We start from the raw sequence: 21,309 nt of genomic DNA, 5'->3' as shown, positions 1-21,309 counted from the left end.
TGACATTGCTTGAACGCATAGAAGGCTTGACAGTTTCATTGGTTGAACTAGTCTGGGGAATGCCATTAATAATCCTGCTTGTTGGAGGCGGCTTCTATTTTATGCTGTACAGCAGATTTATTCCGTTTCGTCATTTTGGCCACGGGATTGCGATATTAACCGGGAAATATGATGATCCAAATGATCCCGGGCAAATAAGTCATTTTCAGGCACTTTCGAGCGCTTTAGCAAGTACAGTAGGCATGGGAAATATCGGTGGAGTCGCGATTGCAATTCATACAGGTGGGCCGGGTGCTATTTTTTGGATGTGGGTGAGCGCCATTGTCGGGATGGCAACCAAGTATTTTACGTGTACGTTGTCCATCATGTACCGCGGAAAAGATGATAGAGGAGAAATTCAAGGTGGGCCGATGTATGTAATCGAAGAAGGACTTGGGAAATCCTACAAACCGCTTGCTATTCTTTTCAGTGTCGCGGGGCTAATTGGTTGTTTAGTGTTGTTCCAGGCGAATCAGCTTGCCCAGCTCGTTCGAGATTTGGTATATGTTCCAAATGGGTTTTTTTCAGAAAGTGCTTTGACGGGTGACCTCACTACTGGAATCCTTGCAGCTGGTATGGTTTCTATGGTGATTTTTGGCGGAATAAAAAGAATCGGACTGGTTGCTTCAAGATTAGTTCCATTTATGGTTGCCATATATCTTGTGGCAGCTTTACTGGTGCTTATCCAAAACTTAGGTGAAGTACCTGTGATATTTTCCTCCATCCTGAAAGATGCGTTTACGGGTGACGCGATTTTGGGTGGTTCGCTAGGCGCGATTATTATAGTTGGAATTCGACGAGCAGCATTTTCAAATGAAGCTGGGATCGGTACCGAAGCTATGGCGCATGGAGCAGCCAAAACCAAAGAGCCGGTTAGAGAAGGATTGGTGGCAATGATCGGACCTTTTATTGATACCATCGTCGTTTGCTCTATCACAGCATTTGTGATTTTAGTGTCTGGTGTGCACGCTTCTGATGCAAATGGTGTTACGCTCACCGCTATGGCATTTAAATCAGAATTAGGAGGATTGGGAGAAGGAATGCTCGTTTTGGCAGTATTGTGTTTTAGTTTATCAACCATGTTTGGGTATTCATATTATGGGCAAAAGTGCACAGGATATTTGTTTGGAACAAAATGGAAACCGGTTTACAATATGGTGTATGTTTTATCAATTGTGCTTGCAGCCATTGTATCCATTGATATTGCCATCAACATTGTGGACATTATGTTTGCCCTCATGGCTATACCAACGATGATATCAGCATTGTTGTTATCGCCAAAAGTTATGGAAGAAACAAAACGGTATTTTTCATCCTAAATGACTGATTCAAAAAAATCCCGTGCAAACCTTTCAACGGAGAAACAAAATCCATCTAGCGTGAATCTTGACATGCTATCCTCGGCTGAAATTTTAACGATTATCAGCAACGAAGATAGGACAGTTGCAGATCGAGTGAGGGAAGCTCTCCCGGAAATTGAAAAGGTTGTTGGACTTACTACGGATGCAATTCGTAGTGGGAATCGAATATTTTATATCGGTGCCGGCACCAGCGGTCGCCTTGGTGTTCTCGATGCATCCGAAATGCCGCCGACCTTTTCAGCGCCACATTCCTGGTTCACAGGAATTATCGCCGGCGGTGATGATGCCCTGAAAAAATCCATTGAAGGGGCAGAAGACAAACCGGAAGAAGCTGTAACAGATTTAATGGAATCCGGGTTTTCTGCCGGCGACGTGTTGATTGGTATTAGCACGAGTGGTGCTGCAGCGTATGTAAAATCTGCTATTGAATATGCTCAATCAAAAAGTGGAAAAGCGGTGTACCTCATTTGTAATCCAAAACCATTTCTGGATGCGGATGCGGATGTAATCATTCGAGTGGACGTTGGCCCTGAAGTGATAACCGGTTCCACGCGGATGAAATCAGGTACAGCAACGAAACTTGTCCTCAATATGATATCAACAACAACTATGGTAAATCTCGGAAAGGTGTACGGTAATCTCATGGTGGATTTGATGGCGGTGAATGAAAAACTGGTGGACCGCGGCATCAGAATTATTTCTCAACTAACCGATCTGAATTATGAAGAAGCAAAATTAGCATTGTTCGAAGCAAATAAATCAGTTAAGAAAGCTATTGTGATGGTAAATAAAAATTGTTCCTTAATAGAGGCAGAAAAAAGTTTAAATGAAGTGGGAGGATCATTGCGAAGTTATTTAAACTCAGGTTAAGTACTTTTTTCTAAAAATTCTAATCGAATCCGTTTCATCCTTCAATAATTATTCCGAAATTCAAACCTATCATGATGAATCCATACATCTTTAGAGAGTACGATATCCGCGGCAAAGTGGCGGATGATTTTCCACTTGATGTGGTGGAACTCATTGGAAAAGGTTTTGGTACCCTTATACTCAGAAATGGTGGAAGGGAAATTACTCTCAGTGGAGATATTCGACTGACAACGCCTGATCTCATCCAAGCTTTCAAAAAAGGTGTTCTTTCCACCGGGCTCGATGTAATAAACATAGGCACACTCCCAACGCCGGCGAATTATTATTCCATGTTCAAACTCGATGTGGGAGGGTCTTGTCAAATCACTGGAAGCCACAACCCACCTGAATTTAATGGGTTTAAGCTTTCAATGGAAAATCGCCCAGTGTTTGGCGAAACAATTCAACAAATACGAAAATGGATTGATGCGGAAGATTTCGAAACGGGAGAAGGAAGCGAAGCATCTTACAATATCCGAGATGATTATATCAACATGGTAACGAATAAAATTAATCTTGACCGCACTATGCGTGTTGTCATGGATTGTGGGAACGCCGCCGGCTGTATAGCAGGTCCGGAAATTTTTAAAAATTTGGACGTGGAACTCACCGAATTGTATTGCGACATTGACGGTACTTTCCCTAATCACCATCCCGATCCTACGGTCAAAGAAAATCTCGAAGATTTAATCACTCTCATGAAAACCGGGAAGTACGATGTCGGTGTAGCTTTTGACGGCGATGCTGACAGAGTTGGCGTGGTGGATGATTCAGGCGAAATCGTTTGGGCTGATCAACTTATGTGTTTATTCCTTCCGGAGATAATTAAAGGAGGTGAGGATATTTTATATGACGTTAAGTGTTCTCAGGGGCTCGAAGAAATGATAGCCAAGTATGGTGGAAATCCTGTGATGTGGAAAACCGGTCATTCACTCATTAAACAAAGAATGGCAGAGATAAATTGCAAATTTGGCGGTGAAATGAGTGGACATATCTTTTTTGCAGATGATTATTATGGGTATGATGATGGTATTTATGTGGCTGCTCGTACGGTTCAAATGTTATCCCGCACCAACATAAAATTATCTGAAATGATGGCCGAACTCCCTCAATATGTTTCTACTCCGGAAATGCGGTTGGCTGCAGAATCGGATGAAGAAAAATTTCGCATAGCAAATGAAGCGGTGGAATATTTCAAAAAAAATTATGATTGCAGTACTGTTGATGGAGTACGGATTCGATTTGGTGACGGCTGGGGATTGGTTCGTTCATCGAATACCCAACCGGTTATTGTATGCAGATTCGAAGCAAATACAAAGGACCGTATGGAAGCATTGAAAGAATTAGTCCTCACAAAGTTACAGGAATTTGGCAATTTGGAATTAGAAGTTGGACACACCTGATTTCACAGACCATATTGATTTTCTGAGAAAGGAAACTGATAAGGCTCTTAAGCGCCTGCCACTTCCTCAAAATCCATCTACGTTATATGACCCCATTACCTATGCGTTAAAAGGGGAAGGAAAAAGGCTTCGACCCATTCTTACGCATTTGGTTGGAAGAGCATTCCAAGCTGATCCTGAAGATCTCATGAATGCCGGAATTGCTGTTGAATTACTTCACAATTTTACCCTTGTCCACGATGACATTATGGATGCCGATGATACTCGACATGGGCAGGATTCAGTTCACATCAAATGGAATGAATCGACAGCTATTTTAGCTGGCGATGGAATTATCGTTTTGGCGCAACTTGCTTTGAATCGAGTTCATCATCAAACATTTCAGGCAATTAAGTGTTTTAATAAAGCAGCGCTCACAGTTTGTGAAGGGCAAGCCATGGATCTTGATTTTGCATCGGGAACTAAAATTGGAATAATGGATTATCTAAACATGATTGAAAAAAAAACTGGAAGTTTGTTGGGATGCTCTGCAGAGCTTGGAGGCATTTTGGCAAATCAAAATGAGAATATCTGTAGTCATCTACATACTTTTGGTTGTGAGTTGGGAAAAGCGTTTCAAATTCAGGATGATATTTTGGAAATATTCAGCAATCCAGAATCGATGGGAAAGAGTTTAGGAAGTGATGTGTTAACGGATAAGCAAACTGTTCTCAGTTTGCTCGCAAAAAAGGATAATTCCGCCGAGTGGGATAAAATATCAAAAGAAGCAAAAGAATTGAATATTCATGATCGATTAACGTTTCTGCGAACATATTATGAGAAGAGTGGAATTAGATTGAAAGCATCATTACTTGCGGAGACAGCTATCGAGGAAGCCCGCCGTTGTTTGAAGGTAATTCCGGAAATGCATAAAGCTGAATTAGAACAGTTTGCGTTGATGATTTTAAACAGGGAGAAGTAAGAATGTCAGGAAGAGACACAGACATAAACAATATGTATCAATCCATTTTTGAATTTCCAGATCATTTGCTTGAAGCAATTCAAATCGGTGAAAATATTTCTTTAACGAACAATTACAAACATGTTAATGGAATTGTAGTAGCGGGGATGGGAGGGTCTGCAATCGGAGGAGATGTAACACGTGTTTTGACCGGGAACACGATACATGTACCAATGTTGGTTTCCAGGGATTATACGCTTCCAAATTGGGTCAATCAAAACACCCTCGTTATTTGTTCATCGTATTCTGGCAATACAGAAGAAACACTTTCAGCATTTGAGGATGCGGTGTCGAAAAACGCTCAGATAATTGGTATTACTACAGGTGGCACATTAACTGAAATGCTAAAGGCAAATAATCTCGATGCTGTAAAAATTCCAGGCGGATTGCAACCTCGGGCATCGCTTGCCTTTTCATTTGTACCAATGCTATACATTTTAAATACCATTGGTTTAATTACTGATGGTTTTGTCTCTGAACTAAAGAATTCTATTTTCCACCTTAAAGATAATCGTCAAATATGGGGATCAGATGACAATCCAAATCTTGCGATTGATATTGCTAATACAATTTATAATACCATTCCAATCCTGTATTCTGATTCAGATTTGTCGGAAGTAGCTGCCATTCGTTTTAAAGGTCAACTAAATGAAAATGCAAAAATCCATGCTTGGTGCAATCGCCTTCCTGAATTAAACCACAATGAAATTGTTGGATGGGAAAACAATGCCGAATTATCTCTGAAAATGAGTTTAGTTTGGATGGCGGATCAAACAAGTCATCTTCGGACAAAAATTAGGAGAGACATCACTCGATCTATTGTAGGTGAACTTTCTGCGAATGATGTCTTGCTTGAAGCCAATCAGGACTCGAAAATTGGGGAACTTTTGCACTTAATTCATCTTGGGGATTGGATTAGTTATTGGTGTGCGTTAAAACATGGGACAGATCCCACTCCCGTGGTTAAAATTGATCAATTAAAGGATGCATTGTCTAAATTGAATTGAAATAGATTGAATCGACACAATACACTCATTAAATTAACGGCAAATTATCATGATGATTCCAGTTAAGGTCCAAAAAATTACTTACCATCCTCCTAGTAGAAGCTACGCAGTTATACTTAAGGAGATTGATGGAGAAAGACAACTTCCTGTCATCGTTGGTACATTTGAGGCACAGTCAATCGCTCTTGCCATGGAATACATGGATACCCCGCGTCCGCTAACTCACGACTTGATAGGAAATATCCTTAAAGAAATCGATGCTAAACTGAAAGCCGTGAAAATAACAGAATTAAAAGATGGTATATTTTATGCATCGCTGGAGTTACAAGGAAAAACTATGAAAGATAAGGTAGTTGATTCTCGTCCGAGTGATGCGTTGGCAGTCGCTTTACGACTTGAGGCTCCGATATTAATTGATTTGGATGTAATGAATGAAGCTGCGTTTATGAATAATGGAAATGAATTGGAAGGTATACAACAAGATCCGGGACTCGACATATTAGAGGATCAACTTCATAAAGCGATTGAAGAGGAGGAATATGAGCGTGCTGCCCGTTTACGGGATAAAATAAAAGATATTTCTTCGAATTAACTGCTTAACGCTTCTAAAGCATACTGAGCGGCAGATTGTTCTGCCGTTTTTTTATTTGTACCAATTCCTGTGGGAAATTGATCATCCTTAATTATTACATACACTTCGAAAAGTTTTTGATGATCAGGACCGGAAACATTTGTAACCAAAAATCGTGGATTTCCAATTTTCAAAATGTGACATAACTCTATAAGTTGTCCTTTATAGTTAATTGCTTTCCAAGCTTCCTGCCTATTCACCCATAAGGTGTTCAAAATTAGTTTACGGGCAGGTTTTAAACCTCCGTCCAAAAAGATAGCGCCGACAAGTGCTTCATACGTATTCGCAGCCTGTTTTTCAGCAATTTTTTCCAGATTTAGATCAACAGTTGATTCTATATTTAAATGGGAGAGCAAGTTTAATTTTTTCCCCATTGATCCTAAAAATGATTTTTGAACCAGAGAAGATCGTTTTTGAGTTAAAAAACCTTCATCTTCATTTTTGAAATCTTTCATGAGTTCTTGGCTGATGATGATATCAATCACGGCATCGCCAAGAAACTCTAACCTTTCATAATTTTGTTTTGGTTCAGTGGTGATAGATCTATGGGTAAACGCTTGCTTCAGTAATGCGCGGTTAGAAAAAGAATAACCTAAATGTTTTTCTAGAGGGTGAGATATTTTTGAGGATGGTTTTCCGAGTAACCGCTTTAGCAGGTTCACCCGGTCCAGCCTTTTACCATAATGACTGCATTGTGCCCGCCAAATCCAAACGTATTGGATAAGACAGCATTTACATCTTTTTTACATGCTTCATTCGGTGTGTAGTCGAGTGTGCATTCAGGATCTGGATTGACATAATTGATGGTAGGAGGAATGGTTTGGTTTTGAATAGCCATGACAGATGCTACAGCCTCTATTCCACCTGCGCCACCTAGAAGATGCCCTGTCATTGATTTTGTGGAACTGATTTTTAGATGTTGAGTGTGTTCCCCAAATAGAGATGCAATTGCCGCAGATTCATTTTTATCATTAAATGGTGTAGATGTTCCATGTGCATTAATATAGTCAACATCCGAAATTTCCATTCCGGAATCTTGAATAGCCAAGCGCATGGCTTCCATTGCTCCTGTTCCGCCAACTGCAGGTTGAGTGATGTGAAATGCATCATCTGTGGCACCATATCCTGAAAGTTCTGCAAGGATTGTTGCGCCTCTAGATTTAGCATGTTCTTCGGACTCCAAGATAAGAATACCGGCGCCTTCACCTAACACAAAGCCATCTCGATCTATTTCAAACGGTCTGCTTGCTTTTTCGGGTTCATCATTTCGAGTGGATAAAGCTTTCATATTTCCAAACCCGGCAATGGTTAAGTCCGTAATAGATGCTTCCGTTCCACCGGAAATGACTACATCGGCATCTCCATACTGAATGGTTCTAAGTGCTGTACCTAAAGCATCTGTAGCCGATGCACAGGCAGAGATAACCGTCTTATTTGGACCTTTAAAACCATATTCAATGGCGATGTGCCCAGCAGCAATGTTTGCAATCATTTTAGGAACGAAGAACGGTGACACTCGACGATTTCCACGCGTGTGAATGTTGATCTTCTGTTCTTCAAAAGTATTCACTCCGCCAATACCGGTTCCGAGTATAACACCGACACGAGTGCAATCTATTGTATCGGGATTGAGCTCAGCTTGATTGATAGCTTCCCGTGTTGAAACTAATGCATACACTGAGAATGGATCGAGCTTTCTGAGTTCTTTCCGATCAAAGTGATTTTCAGATCTAAATCCGGAGAGTTCTCCCGCAATTTTTACAGGAAATTCAGTTGCATCAAAATATGAAATTGGTCCAATGCCGCTTTTTCCGATGCACAATGCAGACCAAAATTCAGAAACTGAATTTCCATTGGGAGCAAGAACCCCCATGCCGGTAATAACTACCCGTTTACGGGACATAATATGCTATGAATTGCTTTCGAGATAATCTACGACAGAGCCAACAGTCGTGAGTCCTTCAGCATCTTCATCGGGAATTTCAAGTCCAAATTCTTCTTCAAGTTCCATAATGAGTTCGACTGTGTCGAGGGAATCGGCACCCAAATCATCCACAAAAGATGCTTCTAGTTTGATTTTATCTTCCTCAACTCCCAGTTTATCAATGATAACTTCTTTTACTTTGTCTATTGTTGCCATGTTTTCCTCCTTAGTTAGTTCATTACCATACCACCGTCAACCGTTATCGTTTGCCCGGTGATATACTCCGCTTCGTCCGAACTTAAAAAGAGCGCCAGAGCAGCGACCTCTTTTGGTTTCCCGATCCGTCCAAGCGGTATTTGTTTTGTAATATTTTCTTTAATATTATCCGTTAATGAGTCGGTCATATCAGTTTCAATATATCCGGGTGCTATACAATTGACGGTTATCCCCCGAGGGGCAAGTTCTTGTGCCATGGATTTTGTAAGTCCTATGAGACCTGCTTTAGAAGCAGCATAATTTGCTTGGCCGGCATTTCCGGTAAGTCCAACGATTGAGGATATATTAATGATTCTTCCGCTACGTTGTTTCATCATAGGGCGGGCGACAGCTTTAATGGTATGGTAGGCACCTTTTAAATTGATATCTAAAACCGTTTCCCAATCTTCATTCGACATTCTCATAATTAATCCGTCCCGAGTTATTCCCGCATTATTTATTAAAACATCAATCGTTTGGAATTGGGTTTGAACATCTTTCATTAATTGGGTCACATTCGATGCATCTGAAACATCGCAGGACATTCCAACGGCTTTTCCGCCATTAGATTGTATTTCAGTCGCAACCGTATTCACAGCATCTTCGGACCGGCTAACACAGACCACTTGTGCGCCATATTTTGCTAAAACTTCAGCAATACTTTTTCCGATTCCCCGAGATGCGCCGGTTACAATGGCCGTTTTTTCTGTTAAATCATACATGATAATTATTGACGTCTTCCCACGTTGAAATTCCTTTCATAGGTACATCTCGGTTTATACGCCGATTTAATCCTTGCAGAACTCGACCTGGACCGACTTCTAAAAAGGATGATGCACCGTCAGAAATCATATTTGAAACAGATTCATGCCATTTCACAGGATGATCAAGTTGCTTTATCAGGGCATTCCTGATTTCATTAGCTGATGATATGGGCTTTGCACTGTAATTCACGTAAACAGGGAAATATGTATCTAGAATTTCTGTGGTAGCCAACTTCTCTGCAAGCGCTTCTCGCGCGGGTGACATAAGAGGAGAATGGAAGGCGCCACTCACATTCAGGGGAATTACTTTTGTTGCTCCAAGTTTTATTGCTGATTCCATAGCATCTTTTACTGCATTAGTTTCACCGGAAATAACTACTTGTCCTAGCACATTAAAATTCGCTGCAACAACTACACCTTGAGTGATGGATGTGCACATTTCATCAATGACCTTATCCTCAAGTCCTAATACTGCAGCCATTGTTCCATCTGTTTCGTCACCTGTTTTTTGCATGCTTTCAGCACGAAGTTTTACTAAAGTGAGTCCGGTTTGAAAATCGAATGCCCCAGCGGCGGTTAATGCCGAATATTCTCCAAGGCTATGCCCGGCGGCTGCCCCAATAGTAATTTCATTTTCAAAAAGTAATTCTGATAAAATAACACTTATAATATATATGGATGGTTGCGTTATTCGTGTTTGCTTCAAATCGTCTTCACTTCCTTCAAAAATAATAGATTGAATATCTGTATTCATGATGGTATTTGCTTGGTCAAATCGTTTTTTTCCAATTTCAGTATTCTTAAATAGGTCAATCCCCATTCCCACCTTTTGAGATCCCTGTCCCGGAAAAAGCAACGCCAGACTCAAGAGGATGCAGTCCAGCGAATTAATACGCTTCCCCAAGTAAATCCTCCGCCAAATGCTGCTAATAACAACAAATCATTATTTTTTAATCTTCCTGTTTCCACTGCTTCATCTAAAGCGATTGGAATTGTTCCTCCAGTTGTATTTCCATATTTATCAATATTTATCAGGACCTGATCTTCGGAAAGATTACACCGTTCAGCTGTTGCATCAATAATGCGTTTATTTGCTTGGTGGGGAATGAAAAGTGAAACATTTTTCCCTGTTAACCCATTATTTTTAAGAATTTCAGCACTAACATCCGCCATTTTTTTTACGGCGAATTTGAAAACAGTTTTTCCATCTTGATAAACATAATGCATTCGTTTTTCAACAGTATCTTGTGAAGCAGGGTGGAGGCTTCCACCGGCAGGAACTTGCAACGCTTTACTCCCACTTCCATCTGAAAAAAGTAAAGAATCCAAAATTCCGCCATTACTATCGGTTGGCTCTAGCAAAACACCGCCTGCTCCATCACCAAATAGTACACAGGTATTGCGATCTGTATAATCAATTATAGAACTCATTGTATCTGCGCCAATCACAACTACATTTTTATATTGGCCAGATTCTATCATTTTAGAACCGGTTTCAATGCCGTATAAAAATCCCGAACACGCAGCAGCAAGATCAAAACCCCAGGCATTGGTAGCACCAACTTTGTCTAAAACAATCGCTGCGGTTGAGGCCACAAAAACATCCGGTGTAATAGTTGCAACAATTAAAAGGTCAATATCCTCAGGACTTTTTCCGGATCGTTCAAGAAGTTGTTTCATAACAGCAGCACACATATCAGAAGTCGCTTCACCTTCTGCTACAAGATGACGTTTGCTAATCCCTGTCCTTAAACGAATCCATTCATCGGATGTATCGACCATTTTTTCCAGATCAAAATTAGTTAGAATACGATCCGGTAAATATCGAGCAGTAGTTGTAATAGTTGCGTTCACGATTTTGCCATTAAACGGTTTTGAAACGAAACCCTTTACTCATATAATTCGGATCGCCTCAATCATTTATATTTAATTTTCAGTTGCTGAAACAACAGGTCTGCCCCTGTAATACCCGCAATTTGGGCATGCACGGTGAGGCATTTTTTTCTGGCTGCATTGTGCGCAGTCAGTCAAATTTATTTGACGTGCTTTATAATGTGTGCGTCGTTTTCGTCCGCGTGCTTTCGATTGTTTTCTTTTTGGTAGAGCCATTCTATCTCCTGAATATTATTTAAATTTGTTTAAGTGCATCCCAAGGTGAATCCGAAGAATCATCATGGCATTCGCATGTTCCAAAATTTTGATTAATCCCGCAGGTAGGGCAGAGCCCCTTGCAATCCTCACGGCACAATCGCTTCCATGATTCTTCAAGAAGAATTATCTCTTTCAAGATTGGTCCAATATCTACTTCAAGATCGGTGGAATTGAAGTAGATAACTTGCGTTTCAAAATCATCAATCATTGCTTTAATAGGTGTCAGCAAACAGTTCACTTTAGTAGTATGGACCTCTACTAATGATTCCAAACATCTATCGCAAGATTCCAGAAAATGTACCTTTAAGGATCCTGATAGTTTTATTCCTTTTGGGAAAGGGTCTGCAGATAAAATGCACTCCATGGGGTCATTTTCTATGCGAACATCCTCAAGATGTAATCCTTCAACCGGTATGTCAAACAGCTTGTTTTTAAAACCGCGTTCCAATTCGGAACGATTTATCTTCATAAGAAACTCGGGAAACTACTTCTTTATTTTGTTGTTTACAAAGCTACAAGTTGCAGCAATTATTCGCTGTCAGATTTTGATTCTTCCAGTGCATTATCCTCTTGGGAAGAGTCATCCTCTTGTAATTTATCTAATGGTACGTCCTCATTTTCCTCTTCTTCAAGTTCTTCTTCGTCTTTTCTAGCAAGAATATTATCATCATCGGATTTCATTTTGAAAATGATGAACATGAGTGTTTCACCAACTGAGAGAATAGAAAGGCTATAACCAATTACAGCCAGCATGAGTAGAAAGAAAAAGAAAGCTAGAATGCCAGAAGATAACCATTCGGTTCCTGACAAACCAGCCACAGATCCATATGCGTATAAAGGCGGACAAACAATTGATACTGCTGCGTCAACAATATGATTCAACTTATCACCTATGACCCAACCAAAAACGCTATTAACAAATTCAAATGATAGTTGAAAAAAACCATAAAAAATGGCGGTAGCAATGCTAAAAATAGGAAGAAGGATTAAATGATAAGCAATAATTCTCCAGGGTTGTGACCATGTGATAACATAACTTTGAAAAACTGTACCCATTGTGTCCTCTTCATAAGACCCCACAATAATTGGGATATAAATACTGGCTACTACAATTACAACGAATGAATAAAGGGTAAAAAGTGCCCCTAAGAAATAGAGGGGATAAGGAATGGCAAATAAAAATTCACCGATAAAAGGAATTTTTCCAAGCAAAGCAAATGCCCCTGCCATGAGAACAAAAAAGGCAATAATTAAACTGAGCGCTATGAGAGTGAAAACGACAGGATGCCAATGTTTTTTAATATAGTTCCAAGCATCAGCGGATGAATAAAAGTCATTTCCCTTTAGTTGTTTATAGGTTATTCGCGATACAGCTGCACAAGATAAACTCAACATAATGAAAGCGCATAACACACCTGCGAAATAAATGAGAAGAGAAAACCATGGTAGATTAAACACATTCACCAAAGGATATAGCCCAAACCTTTCCCAACTCTGAATAATGGATATGCCTGAAGAAAAAAGAGCAATATACGTAAAGAGGAAATATCCAGAATATCCAAGGAAATTCCCAACCATAAACGTCCATATTTTCTTCCCACTGAGAGCAAGACGCGGTGCGCGAAAAATATCTCTAAAATCAAAATGAAGTTTTACTGGATCCATTGTTATTTCCTCCTATTGTTCATTATTCTTCATATCGTACGAAATCAACCCAAGCCGGTTCTGACATAATTTTTGAAACTTCTGCAGCTACTTTTTTAGCTGTTTCACGGTCATCGTAGCTCCCAACACGGATTCGAAACCACACAGCATCAGTTTCTTCAAAATATGCCTTTTGGATATAGGCATCGAAACCATCTTTAATTAAATCTGATGCAACACGTTTTGCATCTTCCAAGTTTTTTTTAGATGCAATCTGAATTGTAAATCTACCTTTATCATAGGGAATAGAACTTCCCGGATTCGATTTTTTTGGTTTTTTGGTTTTCGATTTAGGTTTGATGGATGTTTCAACTATTTGGATTTCAGGTTCTGGTGTTACCTGAATAACGGGTTCCGGTTTTGGAGTGTGTTTAATGGCTGGTTCAGACTCAACTGCTTTGATAGCTGAGGATGCAGTTTCAGAAATGGGCTCTGGTTTTGTTGGTTCGGACATTTCTTCTGTAATTGGTAAAATATCTTGCTCAGGGCGAAACCCATCATCTATAATTTCAAAGGAAAAAGCTTGGGTAGCAATTTTATCATTATACTGATATATATTCACTTCAAACGAATAATTTCCTTCTACGTCGGGAGTAAAGGTCATGTGCGAATTATTATCGGTAAAATCAAAACCGCTGTATGTGAGATTGCTTACCAGCGGTTTATTTATAACATCCCAAACAAATTCCATATCAGCACTATCTTCAGGAAGGTCAACCGTTACGGTATAGGCTTTGCCAATAAACCCGGGAATGGATTCCTTTGAACAGCCGCTATATAAGAGCAGCGATAAAAAAATTGCTGGAAAGCGATTTGACATAGATAGTTTACGCAGTTTCATTCAATGTATCAGGTGTAGTGAATTTCATTGGAAGTGAAGAAAAAAGCAATTTCTTTTTCAGCATTTTCATTTGAGTCAGATCCATGTACGGCATTGTTCTGAACACTTTCCGCAAAATCTTTCCGAATGGTTCCTTCCTCTGCTTCTGCAGGGTTTGTTGACCCAATTAATTTACGAAAAGAATTCACAGCATCTTCATGGTTCAATGCTAAAGGCATGCACGGTCCAGATGTCATAAAATCTACCAAATCGTTGTAGAAGGGACGATCCTTATGAACAGTATAAAATTCTTCCGCCTTTTCTCGAGACAGATGCACTAATCGCGCTCCAAGGACTTTAAAATCCGCAGAAAGTATTCGATCAATAATTTTACCGGTGTAAGCATTTTTAACCGCATCCGGTTTAATGATTGCTAATGTTTTATTACTCATTTATATCTCCATTGTTTATGAAATCAATTTTTTCATGGCAGATCCAATTTCGGCAGGACTATCTACCACAGATATATTTGCAGCTTTGAGTGCTGCTTTTTTATCGTCAGCTGTTCCTTTCCCACCGGCAATGATTGCTCCGGCATGCCCCATTCGTCGGCCGGGAGGCGCGGTAGCACCTGCGATAAATGCGACGATCGGTTTTTGAAAATTATTTTGTGTAACCCATTCGGCAGTTTCTTCTTCTGCAGTACCGCCAATTTCTCCAATTAGGACTACACCTGTTGTATCGTCGTCCTCCAAAAATAAAGAAAGTGCATCTATAAAAGTGGTACCAATAATGGGATCGCCGCCGATGCCCATGGATGTTGATTGACCGAGTCCAACTTCGCCCAATTGATGTACTGCTTCGTATGTCAGCGTTCCTGATCTGGAAATAACTCCAATCGTTCCCGGTGTATGAATAAATCCCGGCATGATGCCGATCTTACATTTCCCGGGTGAAATAAGTCCGGGGCAATTGGGACCTAACATGCGTGTTGAGCTGTCAGCAAGAACCGCATTGACTGTTACCATATCTTTGGTGGGAATTCCTTCTGTAATACAGATGATTAATTCAATTTCTGCTTTGACAGCTTCGATCACAGCGCTGGCTGCAAAGGGAGGAGGTACAAAGATGACCGAAGCGTTTGCACCTGTTGTATCTATTGCTTCCTTGACAGTATGGAAAACGGGTACACCCAGAGCTTCTTGACCACCTTTTCCCGGCGTAACTCCGCCGACAACCTGAGTTCCATAATCCTGCATTTGTTTACCATGAAAAGATCCTTCTGTCCCTGTAATCCCTTGAATAATCAATTTTGTATTTTGATCGATTAAAATACTCATGATGTCACTCCGGTTGCTTTTACAGCTTTTTCGGCAGCATCGCCCAAACTTGTTGCTACAATAAAATCAAAGGAATCATCATTCAAAATTTGAGATGCTTCTTTAGAATTAGTTCCTTCAAGACGGACAACAACAGGAACAGTAATATTTTCGGATTCCATTGCTTCAATAACGCCTTTTGCAACTCGGTCACATCGAACAATTCCTCCAAATATATTGATTAAAATAGATTTCACATTTGGGTCCGTAAGAATAATCTTAAATCCGTTGGATACAGTTTCTGCATTTGCGACTCCTCCGACGTCCAAAAAATTTGCTGGCTCACCACCGTACAGTTTAATAATATCCATTGTTCCCATCGCGAGCCCTGCACCGTTGACCATACATCCGACCTTGCCGTCGAGTTTGATGTAATTCAGATTATTTTTTGATGCTTCAACTTCAGCTGCGTCTTCCTCATTAGGGTCATATAATTCTTTAAGATCTGCATGACGAAATAGCGAATTATCATCAATATTTATTTTTGCATCCAACGCCATGACGGTATTATCACCTGTGACAACTAGTGGATTGATTTCCATGAGAGAACAATCATTTTCAGAAAAAGCTGCCCAAAGTGCAGAAAAAATGCTTACTGCAGAGTCGATTTGATCCTCTTCCAGTTCTAAAGCCTTCGCTAGAGTAATCGCTTGAGTGTTGGTAAGTCCGGTTTCTGGTTCAATCCATTCCTTCACAATTTTTTCAGGAGTTTTATCTGCAACAGTTTCAATATCCATACCGCCTTCTGTAGACACCATAAAGACGAATTTTCTATCCACGCGGTCCAAAACAATCCCAGCATAAAGTTCGCGTTTAATATCAACGCCAGATTCAATAAGAAGTTTTTGCACTTCTTTTCCTGCAGGGCCGGTTTGGTGGGTGATAAGAATGTGATTTAACATTGTCTTTGCAAACTGCTCAACTTCTTCTTTGGAATGGGCAAGATGGACTCCGCCTTCCAAAAGGATGTCGCCGGTATTGGGACAGTGAACAGTGCCTTTTCCGCGACCACCGGCGTGAATTTGGGATTTTACGACAACTGTTCCGGATCCAAGATCTTGATAAGCTTTCAGTGCAGATTCTACCGATTCGACTGCAATTCCGAAAGGAACAGATACACCATATTTTCTAAATAATTCTTTAGCCTGATATTCGTGTATTTTCATGTTTTAATTTGGAAATTTAGGGAAAGATAGTTTCCATGGTTTCGTAATCACTAAATCATCAACATGACCCGATAATGATTCAGATTCAAATATAATATGCATGTGAGAATAGCGTGAATGATGGGTAAAAATAGTTTGGTGGCGTTCCGAATAAAAACCTAATATTTTACCATTCACGTTCGACTCTTCTTTTTTCCAGGAATTTGTCAAATGATCGTCGTGGCTACCATCCGTTCCTTGCGGAGAAATAATATGCCAATTTAATTGGTCAAAATCCCCTTCTATTAAAAAGGGGAAAGGATTATCGGGATTTATCCCAATTTTTTTCGCTTCAGCTTTAATCATGGTTTCAATTGAATTGTAATCCGTTTCTGAATTCAAAGTTACACTATTCCATTGAGTTACCTTAGTGCTAACCAATAACAATGCTTTTGTTTCGGATGTTAATTCGGTTTGATTCGTTGGTGATTTTCCCGGTTGTGCACGAGTAATAAATGGCCGACTATCCATAATTATAATTTCACCATCTAAGTTTTCCATTGCCCCAAGCCCATAAATATGATCTTCGGAAATGGCTTCAGAAATTACCACAACTCCTTCTCGAGCCCCCTTGTGCATTATGTCTGATAGGGTGCCAAAAACTTGAATTTCGTTTTGGCTATTATTTGTGCACGACACAAAAATCATCATGATTATAAAAAATAATGTCTGTTTCGTTTTGCCGAAATCTATTCTATCCTGGGCTATGGTCTTGGTTTTCATTATTTATCCTTTTTTTAAAATTGTTGTCCCTGCATTCCCTTGAACCGCTTCCTTTATATTTTCAATAGAAGTGATGACGACTTTTTCTCCGTAATGTTTTAGAAAATAAATGGCAGACCGAATTTTTGGTGCCATGCTTCCTTTTTGAAAATGACCGGCTTCCATATATTGCCGCGCTTCTGCACTTGTCATTTTGTTTATGGGTTTCTGAGTTGGTGTGTTGAAATTTAGATAGACTTGATCAATATCCGTAATAATCCAATATTCTTTTGCACGAATGACGCGGCCCAGTTTTGCTGCGGTTAAATCTTTATCGATGACTGCATCCAATCCTTCGAGATTTCCGTCTTTCGCATTGATTGCGGGAATGCCCCCGCCTCCAGCAGCAAGAACTATCGTCCCATGTTCTACAAGCGTTCGAATACTTATTCCATGCATCACAAAATCGGGATCTGGGCTTGGGACAACTCTACGCCATTCTCCGGGATCCTGTTCTTTTATATTCCACCCAAACTGATCAGCAAGTTCTTTTGCCGTATCTTCGGAATATCTTTCACCAACATATTTTGAAGGATTTTGAATGGATGGATCGTCCGCATGGACCATCACCTGCGTTACCATTGTGACCACTTCCTTGTCCACTTTTACAGTTCTGAGTGCATTTTGCATTGATTGTTGAATCATATAGCCGATTGTTCCTTGAGTACCTGCTACGCAAACGCCAAGCGGAAGAGGGGGGACTTGCTTGTGAGTTAAATCCATTCGTAAAAGTTCATCCCCAACCTGCGGACCATTTCCATGTGTAAGACAAATATTATAACCGGCATTGACAAAATTCATAATTTGACTCGCAGTCTCACGCGTGTGCGCAAACTGATCTTGAATGGTGCCGGCATCACCCTTGGGCGAAAGGGCATTTCCACCCAAGGCAATGATGACAGTTTTATTCATCTGATGTGGGGTTCTAGAATGTCAACCAAAGTTGGCGAACCAATTTCCTCAAGATCGTAGGTTACTCGCACGGAGGGTTGTGTAATGTTCACTATCCTTCGAAGGTCTATAGGTGTTCCAATAATGACCACATCGCAGTCAGTTTTGTTGATAGTTTCTTCTAGATCTTGTATTTGCTCATTTCCGTAGCCCATTGCCGGCAAAAGAGTGCCAATGTTCGGATAATGTTCAAATGTTTCCTTCAGTTTTCCGACGAGATATGGTCGCGGATCTATTGTTTCTGCTGCCCCAAATTTTTCTGCGGCAACCATTCCTGCGCCAATTTTCATTTCACCATGGGTCAAAGTTGGCCCGTCTTCAACCACCAAAACTTTTTTTCCTTCAATCAGTTCAGAATTCTCGACAGTTATGGGTGATGCTCCTTTAATAATAGTCGCTTTCGGATTAACCATTCGGATATTTTGAGCAACGGTTTCCACATCTTTTTCATCTGCTGTATCGATTTTATTAATCACAACAACATCAGCCATCATCAGATTTGTTTCACCCGGGAAATACCTCAATTCATGACCGGCACGATGGGGATCGGTAACCACTATCGAAAGATCCGGTTTATAGAATGACAGGTCGTTATTACCTCCGTCCCATAAAATAAAATCTGCTTCCTTTTCTGCCTCTCGAATAATGGATTGATAATCTGCGCCGGCAAACACCACATTTCCACGAGTAATATGTGGCTCATATTCTTCCATTTCCTCGATGGTGCATTTATGTTTTTCCAGGTCTGCAAGTTCGGTAAATCGTTGGACTTCTTGCTTCGCCAATTCACCATAGGGCATGGGATGCCGGATGACGGCTACTTTTTTTCCGGAAGCTTTTAGGATTTCTGCTATTTTGCGTGTCGTCTGGCTTTTTCCGCAACCAGTTCTCACTGCACATACAGAAATCACCGGCTTGGATGATTGTATCATCGTTGGTTCGCCACCCAGAAATTTGAAGTGCGTGCCCGAAGCGATTACTCGAGATGCTTTGTGCATAACATCTTCGTGAGAAATATCTGAATAAGAAAATACAACTTCTTCTATTTTGTGTTCGGATATGAGTTCTTCCAACTTGCTTTCATCGTAAATTGGAATCCCATTTGGGTATAATTCCCCGGAAAGAACAGAAGGATACAAACGTCCTTCGATATCGGGAATTTGGGTAGCAGTAAATGCCACCACTTTGTATGCATTATTTTGTCTGTACACAACATTAAAATTGTGAAAATCGCGCCCTGCGGCACCCATTATGATTGTTTTTATTGGTTTCATGATTTGATTCCTTACTCGTTTGAAATTAGGGTTAATTTAGATTCAGTTATTCCGAATAAGGTTTATGTAAACCCAAACGTTTGACGGTAATAGAGAATTCTGTTAAAGTATTTTCTCATTCTTCTTCCAAAAATGGATACCGGTAATTTTTTGGTGGATTATGAGTCTCTTTGATTGTGCGTTGCGAAACCCATCTTTGCAAATTGAGCATGGATCCGGCTTTATCGTTTGTTCCGGATGCTCGTCCGCCGCCAAACGGCTGTTGGCCAACTACAGCACCGGTTGGTTTATCGTTAATATAGAAATTCCCCGCAGAATGTGTCAAAAATTCTCGAGCTTCTTTTATCGCTTTTTCATCTTCTGCAATAACACAACCCGTTAGTGCATATGGTGAAGTACTGTCCACAAGTTTTAGAGTTGAATCCCAGTCCGCCGGATCATAAAGATATACGGTTAGCACAGGACCAAATATTTCTTCTTCCATTGTTTTAAAATGAGGATCAGTCGTTAATATTACGGTCGGGTCAATAAAATATCCGGTTGAATCATCGCCGTTTCCTCCTATAAGGATTTCGGCATCTTCATGATGTTTTGCATAGGATATAAATTCCATAATGGATTCAAAAGCAGCTTTGTCTATGACTGCATTCATAAAATTTGAAAAATTCTGAACATCACCCATTTGAATCGATTGAACTTCGGATATAAATTTTTCATTGATTTTGTTCCAAAGGGGATTCGGAATATATGCACGAGAAAGCGCTGAACATTTTTGTCCTTGAAATTCGAAAGCACCTCGCACCATAGCGGTAATTACGGCATCGGGATTTGCAGATTTATGCACAATGGCAAAATCTTTTCCGCCGGTTTCACCAACAATCCGGGGGTAACTTTTATAATTGCTGATATTTTCACCGATGGTTTTCCACATTCCCTGAAAAACTGGAGTGGATCCTGTAAAATGCACTCCGGTAAAATTTGGATGATTCATGACAAGGGGGCCAACAACAGCGCCGGATCCCGGAATAAAATTAATAACACCATTGGGAAGCCCGGCTTCTTTAAGAATTTCCATAACAAAATAAGCGGGGTAAACCGCACTTGATGCTGGTTTCCATAGAGCCACATTTCCCATTAAGGCAGGAGCGGTGGGTAAATTCCCGCCAATGCTAATAAAGTTAAAAGGTGTTACCGCAAAAACGAATCCTTCCAGCGGACGGTGTTCAGATGAATTTCGAGTTCCATCTGGTGAATACATAGGGTTCTGATTATGAATTTCTTGCGCAAAATACGGATTGAACCGCCAGAAATCGATCAGTTCGCATGCAGCATCAATTTCAGCTTGATACGCATTTTTGCTCATATTTAGCATGGTGGCGGCATTTAACGTGTTTCGCCACGGACCTGCGAGCAAATCGGCTGCTTTTAATAAAACATCAGCGCGTTCCTGTAGGTGTGTTTTTGACCACGATTTCCACGCATTTAGAGATGACTCAATTGCTTGCTGAACCTCTGGCTCACCTGCCTGGTGGAAGTGGGCGAGAACATGACCGTGATCATGGGGCATCACACAGGTTCCTATGTTACCGGTTTTGACTTCTTCGCCATTTATTATGAGAGGAATTTCGATTTCTTTTCCACTCAATTCAGCCAATTTTTCTTTAAGAGAATGTTTCTCTGGAGAACCCGCCGAAAATTCTAAAATGGGTTCATTTACAGGTATTGGTATAGACATGTATTCCTTTTATTGTAAGAAAGTAGTTTGAATAA

23 protein-coding genes are annotated in these 21,309 nt (G+C 40.3%); 6 read left to right on the top strand and 17 right to left on the bottom strand.

The features are described from left to right. The first annotated feature begins 59 nt into the window (after positions 1-59). The 6 genes from HOD97_05555 (at position 60) to HOD97_05530 (ending at position 6,311) form a co-directional block, all read left to right on the top strand. Positions 60-1,358 carry an alanine:cation symporter family protein gene (locus HOD97_05555; GenBank protein ID MBT4281063.1) on the top strand — a complete coding sequence of 433 codons (1,299 nt, stop codon included), beginning with the start codon at positions 60-62 and terminating at the stop codon, positions 1,356-1,358. Next, positions 1,359-2,270, top strand: a complete 912-nt coding sequence (gene murQ / locus HOD97_05550) for an N-acetylmuramic acid 6-phosphate etherase (GenBank protein MBT4281062.1) — start codon at positions 1,359-1,361, stop codon at positions 2,268-2,270. Positions 2,271-2,344: 74 nt separating this feature from the next. After that, the gene (locus tag HOD97_05545; protein ID MBT4281061.1) at positions 2,345-3,712 is read left to right on the top strand and encodes a phosphomannomutase/phosphoglucomutase; all 1,368 of its coding nucleotides are present in this window, start codon (positions 2,345-2,347) and stop codon (positions 3,710-3,712) included. Continuing rightward, complete coding sequence (locus HOD97_05540) at positions 3,699-4,673, top strand: polyprenyl synthetase family protein (GenBank protein ID MBT4281060.1); 975 nt, start codon at positions 3,699-3,701, stop codon at positions 4,671-4,673. The genes HOD97_05545 and HOD97_05540 overlap by 14 nt, the downstream gene beginning before the upstream one ends. A gap of 2 nt (positions 4,674-4,675) precedes the next feature. After that, on the top strand, positions 4,676-5,719 hold the full coding sequence (locus HOD97_05535; GenBank protein ID MBT4281059.1) for a bifunctional phosphoglucose/phosphomannose isomerase: 1,044 nt from the start codon (positions 4,676-4,678) through the stop codon (positions 5,717-5,719). Between the two features lie 49 nt (positions 5,720-5,768). Next, positions 5,769-6,311 (top strand): bifunctional nuclease family protein, encoded by a 543-nt coding sequence (locus HOD97_05530; GenBank protein MBT4281058.1) that lies wholly within the window; start codon positions 5,769-5,771, stop codon positions 6,309-6,311. On the opposite strand, the gene rnc is transcribed toward HOD97_05530, so the two are convergent. The 17 genes from rnc to pruA form a co-directional block, all read right to left on the bottom strand. Further along, complete coding sequence (gene rnc, locus HOD97_05525; GenBank protein MBT4281057.1) at positions 6,308-7,012, bottom strand: ribonuclease III; 705 nt, start codon at positions 7,010-7,012, stop codon at positions 6,308-6,310. The two genes, HOD97_05530 and rnc, sit on opposite strands and share 4 nt — an antisense overlap. Next, positions 7,009-8,253: a beta-ketoacyl-ACP synthase II gene (gene fabF, locus HOD97_05520; GenBank protein ID MBT4281056.1), complete on the bottom strand. Its 1,245-nt coding sequence runs from the start codon at positions 8,251-8,253 to the stop codon at positions 7,009-7,011. The genes rnc and fabF overlap by 4 nt, the downstream gene beginning before the upstream one ends. 6 nt (positions 8,254-8,259) lie before the next feature. Continuing rightward, positions 8,260-8,490, bottom strand: coding sequence for an acyl carrier protein (gene acpP / locus HOD97_05515; protein MBT4281055.1), 231 nt, complete (start codon positions 8,488-8,490; stop codon positions 8,260-8,262). 14 nt (positions 8,491-8,504) lie between these two features. Continuing rightward, positions 8,505-9,251 carry a 3-oxoacyl-[acyl-carrier-protein] reductase gene (gene fabG / locus HOD97_05510; GenBank protein MBT4281054.1) on the bottom strand — a complete coding sequence of 249 codons (747 nt, stop codon included), beginning with the start codon at positions 9,249-9,251 and terminating at the stop codon, positions 8,505-8,507. Continuing rightward, complete coding sequence (fabD, locus tag HOD97_05505) at positions 9,244-10,113, bottom strand: ACP S-malonyltransferase (protein MBT4281053.1); 870 nt, start codon at positions 10,111-10,113, stop codon at positions 9,244-9,246. The genes fabG and fabD overlap by 8 nt, the downstream gene beginning before the upstream one ends. A gap of 44 nt (positions 10,114-10,157) precedes the next feature. Further along, positions 10,158-11,147 carry a ketoacyl-ACP synthase III gene (locus tag HOD97_05500; GenBank protein MBT4281052.1) on the bottom strand — a complete coding sequence of 330 codons (990 nt, stop codon included), beginning with the start codon at positions 11,145-11,147 and terminating at the stop codon, positions 10,158-10,160. Between the two features lie 72 nt (positions 11,148-11,219). Next, positions 11,220-11,402, bottom strand: coding sequence for a 50S ribosomal protein L32 (gene rpmF / locus HOD97_05495; protein MBT4281051.1), 183 nt, complete (start codon positions 11,400-11,402; stop codon positions 11,220-11,222). Positions 11,403-11,421: 19 nt separating this feature from the next. Further along, entirely contained in the window at positions 11,422-11,913 is a 492-nt protein-coding gene (locus tag HOD97_05490; protein MBT4281050.1) for a DUF177 domain-containing protein, read from the bottom strand. Between the two features lie 59 nt (positions 11,914-11,972). Continuing rightward, complete coding sequence (locus tag HOD97_05485; protein MBT4281049.1) at positions 11,973-13,109, bottom strand: hypothetical protein; 1,137 nt, start codon at positions 13,107-13,109, stop codon at positions 11,973-11,975. 22 nt (positions 13,110-13,131) lie between these two features. Continuing rightward, positions 13,132-13,989 (bottom strand): hypothetical protein, encoded by an 858-nt coding sequence (locus HOD97_05480; protein MBT4281048.1) that lies wholly within the window; start codon positions 13,987-13,989, stop codon positions 13,132-13,134. An 8-nt stretch (positions 13,990-13,997) separates the two neighbouring features. Further along, positions 13,998-14,420, bottom strand: coding sequence for a nucleoside-diphosphate kinase (ndk, locus tag HOD97_05475; GenBank protein MBT4281047.1), 423 nt, complete (start codon positions 14,418-14,420; stop codon positions 13,998-14,000). Positions 14,421-14,435: 15 nt separating this feature from the next. Further along, positions 14,436-15,308, bottom strand: coding sequence for a succinate--CoA ligase subunit alpha (gene sucD, locus HOD97_05470; protein MBT4281046.1), 873 nt, complete (start codon positions 15,306-15,308; stop codon positions 14,436-14,438). After that, positions 15,305-16,513, bottom strand: coding sequence for an ADP-forming succinate--CoA ligase subunit beta (sucC, locus tag HOD97_05465; protein MBT4281045.1), 1,209 nt, complete (start codon positions 16,511-16,513; stop codon positions 15,305-15,307). The genes sucD and sucC overlap by 4 nt, the downstream gene beginning before the upstream one ends. 3 nt (positions 16,514-16,516) lie before the next feature. Then, entirely contained in the window at positions 16,517-17,275 is a 759-nt protein-coding gene (locus HOD97_05460; protein ID MBT4281044.1) for a hypothetical protein, read from the bottom strand. Between the two features lie 3 nt (positions 17,276-17,278). Continuing rightward, entirely contained in the window at positions 17,279-18,226 is a 948-nt protein-coding gene (locus HOD97_05455) for a carbamate kinase (protein ID MBT4281043.1), read from the bottom strand. Beyond that, positions 18,223-19,539: a GTPase gene (locus HOD97_05450; protein ID MBT4281042.1), complete on the bottom strand. Its 1,317-nt coding sequence runs from the start codon at positions 19,537-19,539 to the stop codon at positions 18,223-18,225. The genes HOD97_05455 and HOD97_05450 overlap by 4 nt, the downstream gene beginning before the upstream one ends. A gap of 115 nt (positions 19,540-19,654) precedes the next feature. Further along, positions 19,655-21,274, bottom strand: coding sequence for an L-glutamate gamma-semialdehyde dehydrogenase (pruA, locus tag HOD97_05445; GenBank protein MBT4281041.1), 1,620 nt, complete (start codon positions 21,272-21,274; stop codon positions 19,655-19,657). Positions 21,275-21,309 lie beyond the last annotated feature (35 nt).

The organism is Candidatus Neomarinimicrobiota bacterium (genome assembly GCA_018651745.1).
Classification (GTDB): Bacteria; Fidelibacterota; Marinisomatia; order Marinisomatales; family TCS55; genus JAAZYX01.
Note: the sequence above shows the minus strand (reverse complement) of the source record. Positions and strands in the feature narration are given on the sequence as shown.

Coding starts and splice junctions, on each gene's coding strand:
- HOD97_05555 (MBT4281063.1), top strand. CDS start 60: ATGCCATTAATAATCCTGCTTGTTGGAGGCGGCTTCTATTTTATGCTG.
- murQ (MBT4281062.1), top strand. CDS start 1,359: ATGACTGATTCAAAAAAATCCCGTGCAAACCTTTCAACGGAGAAACAA.
- HOD97_05545 (MBT4281061.1), top strand. CDS start 2,345: ATGAATCCATACATCTTTAGAGAGTACGATATCCGCGGCAAAGTGGCG.
- HOD97_05535 (MBT4281059.1), top strand. CDS start 4,676: ATGTCAGGAAGAGACACAGACATAAACAATATGTATCAATCCATTTTT.
- HOD97_05530 (MBT4281058.1), top strand. CDS start 5,769: ATGATGATTCCAGTTAAGGTCCAAAAAATTACTTACCATCCTCCTAGT.
- fabF (MBT4281056.1), bottom strand. CDS start 8,253: ATGTCCCGTAAACGGGTAGTTATTACCGGCATGGGGGTTCTTGCTCCC.
- acpP (MBT4281055.1), bottom strand. CDS start 8,490: ATGGCAACAATAGACAAAGTAAAAGAAGTTATCATTGATAAACTGGGA.
- fabG (MBT4281054.1), bottom strand. CDS start 9,251: ATGTATGATTTAACAGAAAAAACGGCCATTGTAACCGGCGCATCTCGG.
- fabD (MBT4281053.1), bottom strand. CDS start 10,113: ATGGGGATTGACCTATTTAAGAATACTGAAATTGGAAAAAAACGATTT.
- rpmF (MBT4281051.1), bottom strand. CDS start 11,402: ATGGCTCTACCAAAAAGAAAACAATCGAAAGCACGCGGACGAAAACGA.
- HOD97_05490 (MBT4281050.1), bottom strand. CDS start 11,913: ATGAAGATAAATCGTTCCGAATTGGAACGCGGTTTTAAAAACAAGCTG.
- HOD97_05485 (MBT4281049.1), bottom strand. CDS start 13,109: ATGGATCCAGTAAAACTTCATTTTGATTTTAGAGATATTTTTCGCGCA.
- HOD97_05480 (MBT4281048.1), bottom strand. CDS start 13,989: ATGAAACTGCGTAAACTATCTATGTCAAATCGCTTTCCAGCAATTTTT.
- ndk (MBT4281047.1), bottom strand. CDS start 14,420: ATGAGTAATAAAACATTAGCAATCATTAAACCGGATGCGGTTAAAAAT.
- sucD (MBT4281046.1), bottom strand. CDS start 15,308: ATGAGTATTTTAATCGATCAAAATACAAAATTGATTATTCAAGGGATT.
- sucC (MBT4281045.1), bottom strand. CDS start 16,513: ATGAAAATACACGAATATCAGGCTAAAGAATTATTTAGAAAATATGGT.
- HOD97_05460 (MBT4281044.1), bottom strand. CDS start 17,275: ATGAAAACCAAGACCATAGCCCAGGATAGAATAGATTTCGGCAAAACG.
- HOD97_05455 (MBT4281043.1), bottom strand. CDS start 18,226: ATGAATAAAACTGTCATCATTGCCTTGGGTGGAAATGCCCTTTCGCCC.
- HOD97_05450 (MBT4281042.1), bottom strand. CDS start 19,539: ATGAAACCAATAAAAACAATCATAATGGGTGCCGCAGGGCGCGATTTT.
- pruA (MBT4281041.1), bottom strand. CDS start 21,274: ATGTCTATACCAATACCTGTAAATGAACCCATTTTAGAATTTTCGGCG.